Origin of the sequence: Kluyvera ascorbata (assembly GCF_023195735.1) — a bacterium.
Classification (GTDB): Bacteria; Pseudomonadota; Gammaproteobacteria; order Enterobacterales; family Enterobacteriaceae; genus Kluyvera; species Kluyvera ascorbata.
Window position 1 is genome coordinate 578303 of sequence record NZ_CP096201.1, and the last position, 12374, is coordinate 590676.

At 57.2% G+C, this 12374-nt stretch carries 10 protein-coding genes; 5 read left to right on the plus strand and 5 right to left on the minus strand.

All coding sequences use genetic code 11. The features are described 5' to 3' along the window. Positions 1–65: 65 nt before the first annotated feature. Positions 66–1352, minus strand: coding sequence for an ABC transporter substrate-binding protein (locus MY052_RS02780; RefSeq protein WP_248538162.1), 1287 nt, complete (start codon positions 1350–1352; stop codon positions 66–68). A 509-nt stretch (positions 1353–1861) separates the two neighbouring features. Between MY052_RS02780 and MY052_RS02785 the strand changes: the two genes are divergently transcribed. The 5 genes from MY052_RS02785 to MY052_RS02805 are packed head-to-tail and all read left to right on the plus strand — an operon-like array spanning position 1862 to position 8693. Further along, a complete protein-coding gene (locus tag MY052_RS02785) occupies positions 1862–3247 on the plus strand; it encodes a Cu(I)/Ag(I) efflux RND transporter outer membrane protein (RefSeq protein WP_248538163.1) in 1386 nt (461 codons plus the stop codon). Positions 3248–3271: 24 nt separating this feature from the next. Beyond that, the gene (locus MY052_RS02790) at positions 3272–3616 is read left to right on the plus strand and encodes a copper-binding protein (RefSeq protein ID WP_035891064.1); all 345 of its coding nucleotides are present in this window, start codon (positions 3272–3274) and stop codon (positions 3614–3616) included. Continuing rightward, positions 3616–4851 (plus strand): efflux RND transporter periplasmic adaptor subunit, encoded by a 1236-nt coding sequence (locus MY052_RS02795; RefSeq protein WP_248538164.1) that lies wholly within the window; start codon positions 3616–3618, stop codon positions 4849–4851. The genes MY052_RS02790 and MY052_RS02795 overlap by 1 nt, the downstream gene beginning before the upstream one ends. A 10-nt stretch (positions 4852–4861) precedes the next feature. Continuing rightward, entirely contained in the window at positions 4862–8005 is a 3144-nt protein-coding gene (locus MY052_RS02800) for a CusA/CzcA family heavy metal efflux RND transporter (RefSeq protein WP_248538165.1), read from the plus strand. A 49-nt stretch (positions 8006–8054) separates the two neighbouring features. After that, entirely contained in the window at positions 8055–8693 is a 639-nt protein-coding gene (locus tag MY052_RS02805; RefSeq protein ID WP_248538166.1) for an NAD(P)H-binding protein, read from the plus strand. Between the two features lie 24 nt (positions 8694–8717). Here the strand turns inward: MY052_RS02805 and dolP are convergent, their stop codons facing one another. From dolP to MY052_RS02825, 4 genes are read right to left on the minus strand one after another with little or no spacing between them, the layout of a single operon-like run. Continuing rightward, positions 8718–9293, minus strand: a complete 576-nt coding sequence (gene dolP / locus MY052_RS02810; RefSeq protein WP_035891058.1) for a division/outer membrane stress-associated lipid-binding lipoprotein — start codon at positions 9291–9293, stop codon at positions 8718–8720. Positions 9294–9302: 9 nt separating this feature from the next. Further along, complete coding sequence (gene diaA, locus MY052_RS02815) at positions 9303–9893, minus strand: DnaA initiator-associating protein DiaA (RefSeq protein WP_035891056.1); 591 nt, start codon at positions 9891–9893, stop codon at positions 9303–9305. A gap of 16 nt (positions 9894–9909) precedes the next feature. After that, complete coding sequence (locus MY052_RS02820) at positions 9910–10299, minus strand: YraN family protein (RefSeq protein WP_248538167.1); 390 nt, start codon at positions 10297–10299, stop codon at positions 9910–9912. Beyond that, positions 10257–12350, minus strand: a complete 2094-nt coding sequence (locus MY052_RS02825) for a penicillin-binding protein activator (RefSeq protein WP_248538168.1) — start codon at positions 12348–12350, stop codon at positions 10257–10259. The genes MY052_RS02820 and MY052_RS02825 overlap by 43 nt, the downstream gene beginning before the upstream one ends. Between the last annotated feature and the right edge of the window lie 24 nt (positions 12351–12374).

The window sequence follows — 12374 nt, forward strand, 5'->3', positions numbered from 1 at the left end:
AACGTTGATGGCAACGACCGAGGCCTTAAATGACAGCATTGTCATTTAAGGCCAAATCGTCCCGGTTACTCCGCCCATGCGTTCTGGCGCTTCAGCTCCTCGTTCACCTTACCGTTGATCTCCTTCAGTACGGCGGGAATATCGCCATCGCAGCTGGCGTAGATTTTATTAAAGCCGTCGGCGGTGATTTGCCGCACCGGGATCCAGTTTGGGATCTGCGGCATGTAGCGCCCCTCTTTGGCGTAGGTTTCCGCAAACACTTCCCAGCGCGGATCGTCGTGGTAATCCTTGATGTTCAGCGTCTTGTTAATCGGCAGGCGAACGATCGGCATTGACGCGCTGTCGGTCGCCATGCCGATCTTCTGCCCCTCTGGCGAGATCAAAAACTCGAGGAACCGCTTTGCCGCCGCTTTATGCTGGCTGGTTTTCATCAGGAATGCCGTGGTGCCCTCCGCCATAGAGATGGCGCCGCCGGGGCCGGCCGGTGGCGGTACGACGGTGTAGGTTTCTTTACCAGGATCTTTATCGAACAGCGCAATGTGATAAGGGCCGGAAGAGTACATCCCGGTCTGCCCCGAACGGAACGAGGTGTTGGCGTCGGCGGTGGTGTGGTTAATTGCCCCCGGCTGCGCTAGCCCTTCGCAGACCATTCCACGCATAAACGTCATCGCGGTGACCATCTCTTTGCTGTCCAGCGCCGCTTTAAATTTCCCTGGTTGAGTCGCGACCAGGTAGTTAGCGCCCGCCTGCCATAGGTAGGACGACGAGAACGAGCTAGCGTAGCCACGAGTAGTGGCTAACGGCATGGTAAAGCCATAGGTGTCATTTTTACCGTTGCCGTCCGGGTCGTCATGGGTAAACGCCTTCGCCACGTTTTTCAGCTCCTCCCAGGTGCCAGGCGCTTTCAGGTTGAGCTTATTCAGCCAGTCCTGACGGATAAACAGCGCGTAGGTGTGCGCGGAGGTCGGGACGCCGTAATATTTGCCGTCTGGCAGTTGGGTGGATTTCCACGCCGCCTCATAAACATCGCCGCCGCCCTTTAACTCGCCAGGCTTGATTTCATCTACGATGCCGAGCTGCACCATCTGGCCGACGATAATCGCATCATTAAACACCACGTCCGGCAGCGCGTTGCCGGTGGCCGCCCGTGCCAGACGCTGGTCGAAATCGGTCACCGCGTTGAAGTATTTAATCGATATCCCGGTCTCTTTTTTAAACTGGTCCGCCAGCTGTTGGTAAATCACTTTTGAATCGTTGCTGGCGCGGATCCAGACATCCAGTTCTTCGCTGAAGGCATTATGTGAAAGACTAATTAACAGGGCCAAACCCAGCGCTTTGGTTTTGAATTGCATATATTGACTCCGATTTTTACGGTAGATATTTGCCATCCCTGAACAGAGGTAAGGATTGGTGAAAAAAGGAACGAAAATGATGATAGGAGTGGGGCGAGGATGAAACAATGTTTTGAAAATGTGATTCCTGAAATATCAGATGATTATGTGGTTGGGTTCACAAGGAAAATAACTCTCTGTTTATTCTTAATAATATAACCTCATGAAAATATTAACGTTGGTGTTTCCCGCTAAATATATCCGGTGGCTGGAAAAAGAATAAACCTGTGAGCGAGCTAGCCTTTTTCCGCTAAAACGTGATCGCCAATGAATATTGCAGTAAAAATGAGCATTTTATTCGCCCGTTATTATTTTCCTACGCTATGACGGCTCATTTTTTGCCATACCGATCACGCGTCGCTGCGCTTAAATGACAGCTTTGTCATTAACCCGTCACGTTGCAAACAGAGTCACCTCCGTAAAGTAGTCGCATAGCCAGCCTCTTTTGATTCGGCTGAACAGGACGTGACATGTTTAAAGTAAAGCAACTGACGCTGGTGATGGCGTTTATTCTGGCCGGATGCACTTCGCTGGCACCGGACTATCAGCCGCCAGAAAACGTGGTGCCGCAGCAGTTTTCACTCGCGAAGGGCACGCTGGTGCCAACCGGCGGCCAGTGGCAGGAGACCGGCTGGCAAACCTTCTTTGTTGACCCTCAGGCGAAGCGTCTGATTGACGTCGCCCTGCACAATAACCGTGATTTACGCATGGCAGTGCTGAACGTTGAAGCCGCGCGTGCGCAGTACAACGTGACCGATGCCGGGCGCTACCCGCAGCTTGATGGCTCGACGGGCGGCAGCTATGAAGGCAACCTACAGGGAAAAAACGCCACCGCCAAAAGCTACAGCGCGGGTCTTAATCTGAGTTTTGAACTCGACTTTTTCGGCAAACTGAAAAACATGAGCGAGGCGGACAGGCAGAACTTCTTCGCCAGCCAGGCCGCCCAGCGCGCGGCGCAAATTGTGGTGGTGACCAACGTCTCGCAGGGATACTTCAACCAGCGGCGGCTGGCCGCGCAGTTAGCCATCGCCAAAGAGACGCTGCGCAACTACCAGCAGTCCTACGCGTTTGTAGAACAGCAACTGGTCACCGGCAGCACCAACGTACTGGCGCTGGAGCAGGCGCGTGGGGTCATTGAGAGCACTCGTGCGGATATCGCCCAGCGGGAAGGTGAACTGGCGCAGGCCAATCATACGTTGCAGCAGCTGCTGGGGACCTACAGCACATCGCTCGACGACGGTGAACGCAATAGCGCAGCGGTTAAACTCGTGCCGCTGCCGGCAAACCTGCCGTCGACCATTCTGCTACAGCGCCCCGATATCATGGAAGCCGAGCACCAGCTACGCGCGGCGGATGCCAATATCGGCGTGGCCCGCGCGGCCTTCTTCCCCTCGATAACGTTAACCAGCGGCATATCCAGCAGCAGTTCATCGCTCTCCAGCCTGTTCAACGCGGCCAGCGGCATGTGGAACTTCGTGCCGAAGGTGGATCTACCCATCTTCAACGCCGGGCGTAACGAAGCCAACCTGGCGCTCGCCAACGTGAAGCAGCGTCAGGCGGTGGTGAACTACGAGCAGAAAATTCAGGCGGCTTTTAAAGCGGTGGCGGATGCGCTGTCGCTGCGTGAAAGCATCGAAGGCCAGCTGGTGGCGCAGCAGCGCTATTTAGCCTCGCTGCAAATTACCCTGCAACGCGCCCGTGGATTATATGCCAGCGGTGCGGTGAGCTATATCGAAGTGCTCGATGCCGAGCGCTCTATCTTCACCACGCAGCAGGCGATCCTCGATTTAATTTATTCCCAACAGGTTAACGAAATTAATTTATTCACCGCACTAGGTGGCGGCTGGAAAGCGTAACCCTTTATTCAGGAGATTCTCGATATGCGTAATGTAACGATGCTGGTTGGCGGAATGTTGATGGCGATGACGCTGAGCGTTCAGGCCGCCGAAATGCAGCATGACGGACATGGACAGATGATGGAGATGAACGCCGAGCAGGCGGTTATTCAGGGAACCGGCGTGGTGCAGTCGGTGGATAAAACGGCGAAAAAAATCACTATCGCCCACGAAGCCATTCCCGCCATTGGCTGGCCGGCAATGACCATGCGCTTTACCTACACCGAGCCCACCGAAGCGATTAATCAGCTAAAAGCAGGCAGCCACGTGAACTTCTCCTTCATTCAGCAGGGGAACCTCTCGCTGCTTCAGGATATTAAGTCAATCTGATGGCTACCTTAAAATATACCGCCGTCATTGCCTGTAGCCTGATTATCGGCGGGCTGGCGACGGCCACAATAAGCCGCATTATTGCGCCAAGCGCCCAGGCTGAATCTCAAGCTGCCGAGCGTAAGGTGCTCTACTGGTACGATCCGATGAAGCCCGACGTGCGTTTCGATAAGCCGGGTAAATCGCCGTTTATGGATATGGACCTGGTGGCGAAATACGCCGACGAGGGCGGGGATACGCAATCGAGCGGCGTCCGTATCGACCCTACTCAGGTGCACAATCTGGGGCTGCGCACGGAGAAAGTCAGCAAGGGCCGCCTCAACTATGGCCAGACCCTTCCCGCGAACGTCAGCTACAACGAGTACCAGTTTGTGATTGTTCAGGCGCGCGCCGAAGGATTTATCGAAAAGGTCTCTCCGCTGACGGTGGGCGACAAAGTGCGTAAAGGCACGCCGCTGGTTGAGGTGACCATTCCTTCGTGGGTGGAAGCGCAGAGTGAATACCTGCTGCTGGCGAGCTCAGGCGGCACGGCAAGCCAGCTGGATGGCGTGCTGGAACGTCTGCGTCTGGCGGGCATGCCGGAAGCGGATATCCAGCGGATGCGCAGCACGCGACGCGTACAGACGCGTTTTATCCTCACCGCGCCTATCGATGGTGTGCTGACGGCTTTTAGCCTGAAAAGCGGCATGAATATCGCCAAAGACAGCGTGGTGGCGCAGATTCAGGGTATGGATCCGGTGTGGATCACCGCCGCCGTACCGGAGTCTATCGCCTGGCTACTCAAAGACACCACGCAGTTTACGGTGGCTATCCCGGCTTACCCGGATAAAACCTTCCCGATCCAGAAATGGTCTATTTTGCCGAGCGTCGACCAGACCACGCGCACGCTGCAGGTGCGCCTGCAGGTCAATAACCCGGATGAGCTGTTGAAGCCGGGGATGAACGCCTACCTGAAGCTGAACGCGCAAAGCGACGAGATGCTGTTGATTCCGTCTCAGGCGGTGATTGATACCGGCGACGAGCAACGGGTGATTACCGTTGCGAGCAACGGTGAGTTCGTGCCGAAAAAAATCCAGGTGCTGCATGAATCCCAGCATCAGGCCGGAATTGGTGCGGGGCTGTCGGAAGGGGAATCGGTGGCGCTGAACGGCCTGTTCCTGATTGATTCCGAAGCCAATATCAGCGGCGCGCTGGACAGAATGCGGCATACCGCTGACGCCCACGCCGGGCATTAAGGAGACGGTGATGATTGAATGGATTATCCGGCGCTCGGTCGCCAACCGTTTCCTGGTGATGATGGGCGTGCTGTTTTTGAGCCTCTGGGGCGGCTGGACCATTGTGAATACGCCGGTGGATGCGTTGCCGGATCTCTCTGATGTGCAGGTGATTGTTAAAACCAGCTATCCGGGGCAGGCGCCGCAAATTGTCGAGAATCAGGTGACCTATCCGCTCACTACCACCATGCTGTCGGTGCCGGGCGCGAAAACGGTGCGAGGCTTCTCGCAGTTTGGCGACTCCTACGTGTACGTGATTTTTGAGGATGGCACCGACCTCTACTGGGCGCGCTCGCGCGTGCTGGAGTACCTCAATCAGGTGCAGGGCAAACTGCCGCAGGGCGTCAGTTCGGAGATTGGCCCGGACGCCACCGGCGTGGGCTGGATCTTTGAATACGCGCTGGTAGACAAAAGCGGCAGGCATGACCTTGCCGAACTGCGTTCGCTGCAGGACTGGTTCCTGAAATATGAGCTGAAAACTATCCCTAACGTGGCGGAAGTGGCTTCCGTCGGCGGCGTGGTGAAGCAGTATCAGGTGCAGGTCGACCCGATGAAGCTCACCCAATACGGCATCAGTCTTAGCGACGTGAAGCAGGCGCTGACCACTTCCAATCAGGAGGCGGGCGGTTCATCGGTGGAGATGGCGGAAGCGGAATATATGGTGCGGGCCACCGGCTATCTCAAAAGCCTGGAGGACTTTAACCATATCGTTCTGAAAGCCGAAGCGAACGGCGTGCCGGTCTACCTCAAGGACGTAGCGCGGGTGCAGGTTGGCCCGGAAATGCGCCGTGGTATTGCTGAACTGAACGGTGAGGGTGAAGTAGCCGGCGGCGTGGTGTTGTTGCGCTCGGGTAAGAACGCCCGAGAAGTGATTTCGGTGGTGAAAGAGAAGCTCGCCTCGCTGCAAAAAAGCCTGCCGGAAGGGGTTGAGGTGGTAACCACTTATGACCGCAGCCAGCTGATTGACCGGGCCATCGACAACCTGCGCTCCAAGTTGATTGAAGAGTTTATCGTGGTGGCGGTGGTCTGCGCGCTGTTCCTCTGGCACGTGCGCTCGGCGCTGGTAGCGATTGTCTCGCTGCCGCTGGGGCTGTGCATTGCTTTTATCGTCATGCATTTCCAGGGGCTGAACGCCAACATCATGTCGTTGGGCGGGATAGCGATTGCCGTCGGTGCGATGGTGGACGCAGCGATCGTGATGATCGAAAACGCCCACAAACGGCTCGAGCACTGGCAGGATGCGCATCCGGATGAACAGATGGACAACGCCACTCGCTGGAAAGAGATAACCGATGCGGCGGTAGAAGTGGGGCCTGCGCTGTTTATCAGCCTGCTGATTATCACGCTGTCGTTTATCCCGATCTTCACCCTTGAAGGGCAGGAAGGGCGTCTGTTTGGCCCGCTGGCGTTTACCAAAACCTACGCCATGGCCGGGGCGGCGGCGCTGGCTGTCGTGGTGATCCCTATCCTGATGGGCTTTTGGATCAAAGGTAAGATCCCGGCGGAATCGCGCAATCCGTTGAACCGCTTCCTGATTGCGATTTACCACCCGCTGCTGCTGAAGGTACTGAAATGGCCGAAGCTCACCTTGCTGGTGGCGCTGCTGTCTATTTTCACCGTCGTGTGGCCGCTCAGCAAAGTGGGCGGTGAGTTTCTGCCAAAAATTAACGAAGGCGACCTGCTTTATATGCCTTCGACGCTGCCGGGGATTTCGCCGGGGCAGGCGGCGGTGCTGCTCCAGCAAACCGATAAGCTGATTAAGACGGTGCCGGAAGTGGCATCGGTGTTCGGGAAATCGGGGAAAGCGGAAACCGCCACCGACTCCGCGCCGCTGGAGATGATTGAAACCACTATTCAGCTCAAGCCGCAGGATCAGTGGCGGCCGGGAATGACGCTCGACAAAATTATCGACGAGCTGGATGCCACCGTACGGCTGCCGGGGCTGGCGAACCTGTGGGTGCCGCCGATTCGTAACCGTATTGATATGCTCTCCACCGGGATTAAGAGCCCGATTGGTATTAAGGTCTCCGGCACGTCGCTGGCAGATATCGATGAAGCCGCCCAGCATATTGAAACGGTGGCCAAAACCGTGCCGGGCGTGGTCTCCGCGCTGGCAGAACGGTTGGAAGGTGGGCGCTATATTGACGTTGATATCAACCGGGAGAAAGCCGCGCGTTACGGCATGACGGTGGGCGATGTGCAGCTGTTTGTCTCGTCGGCTATCGGTGGGGCGACGGTGGGCGAAACGGTAGAGGGCGTGGCGCGCTACCCTATTAATATTCGCTATCCGCAGGGCTTCCGCGACGGCCCGACGGCGCTGCGCCAGTTACCGATTCTCACGCCCGCGAAGCAGCAAATCACCCTCGGCGACGTGGCGGAGGTGAAGGTGGTTTCCGGCCCGACGATGCTGAAAACCGAGAATGCGCGCCCGGCGAGCTGGATTTACATCGACGCCCGCGACCGCGATATGGTCTCCGTCGTGCATGACCTGCAAACGGCGATTAGCCGCAGCGTGACGCTGAAGCCGGGCACCAGCGTGGCGTTTTCCGGGCAGTTTGAGCTGCTGGAGCATGCCAATAAGAAGCTCAAGCTGATGGTGCCGATGACGGTGATGATTATCTTCATCCTGCTCTATCTGGCCTTCCGTCGGGCGGATGAAGCACTGCTGATCCTGATGAGCCTGCCGTTTGCGCTGGTGGGCGGTATTTGGTTCCTCTACTGGCAGGGGTTCCATATGTCGGTGGCGACGGGAACCGGGTTTATCGCCCTGGCGGGGGTGGCGGCCGAGTTTGGCGTGGTGATGCTGATGTATCTTCGTCACGCCATTGAAGCCGAGCCGCGACTGCAAAACGCCGATACCTTTAGCCCGCAGGCGCTGGATGAAGCGCTGTATCACGGGGCGGTGATGCGCGTGCGGCCAAAAGCGATGACGGTGGCCGTGATTATTGCCGGGCTATTGCCCATACTATGGGGAACCGGGGCCGGTTCCGAAGTGATGAGCCGCATTGCCGCGCCGATGATTGGTGGCATGATCACCGCGCCGCTGCTGTCGCTGTTTATCATTCCGGCGGCCTATAAATTGATATGGTTGTATCGTCACCGATGCAGCCGATAAGGTAGCCCGGCCGAGCTTTGCGACGCCGGGAAATACACGGAGCTTCTCCATGCACCACGTCCTCATTACCGGAGCCACCGGCCTTGTTGGTGGGCACTTACTTAACTTACTTCGCCGGGAGTCGCAGGTTGAATCGATCGTTGCGCCTACCCGCCATCCGCTGGAGCATGCCTTCGGTATCGCCAACCCACACGACCCCGATCTCAGCGCTGCGCTGGCGAAGGTCACATCGCCTGTCGATACCGTTTTCTGCTGCCTCGGCACCACGATACGCGACGCAGGCTCTAAAGCTGCTTTCAGCCACGTCGACTGCGATCTGGTGCTGGAAACTGCCCGAACCGGCCTGCGCTTAGGCGCTCAGCAGTTGCTGGTGGTCAGCGCAATGGGTGCCAATGCCCGCTCACCTTTTTTCTACAATCGCGTGAAAGGAGAAATGGAAGCGGCGCTGATAGACCAGGGCTGGCCGCGTCTGGTTATCGCACGGCCTTCAATGCTGCTCGGTCAACGCGGTACGCCGCGCCTGAACGAGCGTCTGCTGGCACCGCTGTTTAGCCTGCTGCCGGGAAACTGGAAGGCGATTGAATCACATGATGTGGCGAAAGCCATGTTGAGAGAAGCCAGACACCCCGACACGGCGCCGGTTAAGGTGTTATCGTCGCGTAAGCTCAGGGAAATAGCCCGGCAGTGAGCCTGCCGGGCGGATAGTAAGGACTTACTGGATATAGGTGAACGCGGTCGTTACGCGTTTAACGCCGCTAACGCGACTGGCGATATCGGCCGCCGCTTTACCTTCACGGTCGGTGACCAGACCCATCAGGAACACTTCACCGTTCTCGGTGGTGACCTTCACGTTGGAGGATTTGACCTGGTCGCTCGCCAGCAGCTGGGAGCGGACTTTGGTGGTAATCCAGGTATCGGAAGACGATGTCCCGAGGCTAATTGGCTGCCCCTGGCGCACTTCGTTGAACACTTCTGTTGCGCCATCAACGCCCACGGCTATCTGTTTCGCGCGGGTAGCCAGGCTTAGATCCGGTGCCTGACCGGTCAACAGGACTTTGCCCTGGTAGGCGGTCACGTTAATACGCGCTTCTTTCTTAATTTGTGCATCTTTAGACAGGGCATTGTTCACACGAACTTCCAGCGTACCGTCATCCACTTGAGTGCCTACCGTACGTGGGTCAGTTGCGGCTTTGGTACCGACTGCAGCCGTGCCGACAACGGCGGCTGCAATGCATCCCTGGAGCAGCAGTGCGGAAATAAGGACCGCGAGGGTCGAAATCACCTTCATTTGTTCTCCTTAGTCGTCCTGGTGTGGGAAAAGGGTGTTATCAATCAAATCACACAGACAGTTTACCGTGAGCATGTGCATCTCCTGGATACGCGCACTGCGGTGCGACGGAATGCGGATCTCCACATCCTGTTGCCCAAGCAGGCCCGCCAGTTCGCCGCCGTCATAGCCGGTCAGGGCGACGATGGTCATGTCACGCGTGACAGCCGCTTCCACCGCTTTCACGATATCTCGGCTGTTACCACGGGTTGAAATAGCCAGCAGAACATCACCGGCGTGGCCCAGCGCGCGCACCTGCTTGGCATAGATTTCATCATGCAGGCGATCGTTCGCTATTGCCGTTAAGACCACATTATCGGAATTAAGTGCAATCGCAGGTAAACCGGGACGCTCTGTTTCATAACGATTAATCATGCAGGCAGCAAAATGCTGTGCGTTGGCGGCGGATGAACCGTTACCACAACAGAGAATTTTGTTGCCGTTCAACAGCGACTGTACCAGGGTCATCGCAGCTCGGGAGATGGCGTCCGGGAGCGCTTCTGCCGCGGCGATTTGGGTTTGAATGCTTTCGGTGAAGCACACTTTGATTCTTTCGAGCACGATATCCCTTTACATTCTATGAGCTAAAAGCGTTTGAAAACCATTCGATTTCATTGCCCGTGAAGGCTATCACATCGAAACGGCAATCCACAGTATCAAAACTCCCATTATGGCGGGCAAGCCACAAGCGGGCAGTCTGTAACAGTTTGTTTTGTTTGCTCCGGGTCACACTGGCGGCGGCACCGCCGAATGCGCCCGAGGCGCGGAAACGAACTTCCACGAAAACCGTGACCGTTCCTTCTCGCATAATCAAATCAATCTCGCCGCTACGCTCACGCACGTTGGCGGCGATAAAGCCGAGTCCCTGGCCTTCAAGCCAGCGACGCGCGCGCTGTTCCGCGGCGTCGCCAACCTGTTTTGTCGTTAACTGGCGGGGACTATCTGCCCTTGCTGGTATTTGAGCCATGATAACTTCCTGTTAATCACGCAGTCTGGTGTAGCGCTCAGATCGCCGGTGTTGCCGTTCAGCTCGAAGCCAGGCACGCCGCGCATCTGTGCAAAGTGATTCGCCAGCGCCCAGGCATCCGCACCCATGGCATAGAGACGAGCCAGTGAATAGTCATTGTTTACCGCACGCAGCGCCTGCTGCATCAGCGCCGGGTTGCTGCCAGCAAGCATTGGGATTTCGCTGTACTGCAGGCCTTCCATTTCCAGACGGAAATCTGGGCCAGCGGTGCCTTGTGCGCTGCGGGAGCTAGCGTACAGCATGGAGCCGCTCTGGCTGCCGTTGCGCATCACAATCATCGGTTTGATGAAGGCGATCTCTTCCGGGGTTGCCAGAATATAGGCCGCGTCTACTTTGCTGCTGCCGGTGATTTGCGCGTCGGTCGGTGCGGCTGGAATGGTCAGGTTACCGATGGTGACGCCCTGCGGCTGAGACTGCGCGGAGATAACCGGTGTACCGGACAGTGAGATACCGGAACCACCGTTCACGCCGCCTTTCAGCTCGGACAGTGAACCAAATTTCTGCTGTAAGACCGTACCGCCGCCGATTTTGTGCCACTCATCGGCGAAGGCCTGAGTCACGCGTTCGCCGAGGGCGTTGCGCGGTACCAGCAGCAGCGGAGACTGTTTACCCTGATCGTGAATATGACGCGCCGCATCGCGGGCTTCATCTTCCGGCGACAGCGCGAAGTAGCAGATGTTCGCGCGGTTGCTCACCGCTTCCGGCTGGTTCAGCGCCAGCACGTTAAGCGTGGTGTTGCTCTTCATCAGCTCTTCAACGTTGTTTTTCAGCAGCGGGCCAACCACCAGGCTGACGCCATCCTGCTGCGCCTGCGCCAGGATCTGGTTCAGCGGCTGGGAAGAGGTGTCGTAGATTTTCAGCTCTGCCGATGGGTTTGCTGCCACGCTAGCAACGGGCTGCACCGCTGGTGTTTGAGCTGGAGCTGCATCGGCCGCTGGTGCCTGAGTTGCTGGTACGGTTGCACTACTGGTCTGTGCGGCCTGAACCGGCGCAGCTTCTGGAGCCTGAACGGGTGCCTGATTTTGTGGCGTGGTCAGATCGGTCACTTCTGCCTGAGACGGGCTCACTACGGCAGTGGTCGCAGCCTGCGCGACCTGTTCAGGTACCGCGCTGCCGCTCACCGGCATGGTGCCGTTTTTCGCCGCTTCAAAGCCCTGTTGAATGGTACGGCCAAAGACTGATGCCTGGCCGTTTAACGGCAGCAGCAGAGCGATTTTGTTGACCGACGCTGGCTTAAAGTTCTGCACGTTCGCCAACTGCGACGGCAGCATTTTCGCGCCTGGGTTCTGCGGATAGCGGGTCTGCCAGTCTTTAATACCAGCTTTCAGCATATCGGGATCGTTACGGTTATCAAACCAGACGCGCTGCAAATCAAGCCAGCCTTGCAGTACGTTCTCATCGGCGTTGATCACCAGCGCGTTGGCCTGCTCCTTGGTCATGGAGGAAAGCGCCTGCCAGGTGGCATCGATGTTTTGCTGTTTTTCCGGCTGAGTGGTCAACAGCGGCGCTTGGGCAATCAGGGCGCGCAGCAGCGTCAGGGATGGTTTACCCTGCTCAGCGCTGATGGTGTCCTGCCAGAAGCGCGCCTGCAGCGCATTATCGAAATCATCGGCCTTCAGCTTTTGCAGCAGCGCCTGAGCCCCGGCGTAGTCTTTCTGCGCCAGCTTCAGTTCCACCGCCAGCAGCGCCTGTTCCTGACGCTGGGCAGCGTTCAACTGCTGAGGAAGCTGATTGAACAGCTCCAGCGCCTGCTGGCTCTTACCTTCCTTCAGTAATGAACGAATGGCGAGTAATTGCCAGTTGGTCTTGCTATCATTCGAGCTTTGCTGCATCTGCTGCAGATAAAAGCCGGAGTCAGCCTGCGTCGCGCCCTGAAGTTGGGCTGCACTCTGATCGGGGGCCTGGGTGCCACAGCCTGCAAACAGCAGCGCTGCCAGGAGTACCGGCAGACAGCGCGCGGCTTTCATACGAGAAAATGTTGAGGGTACCATTCTGTATCCAGTAATATTTTTTAC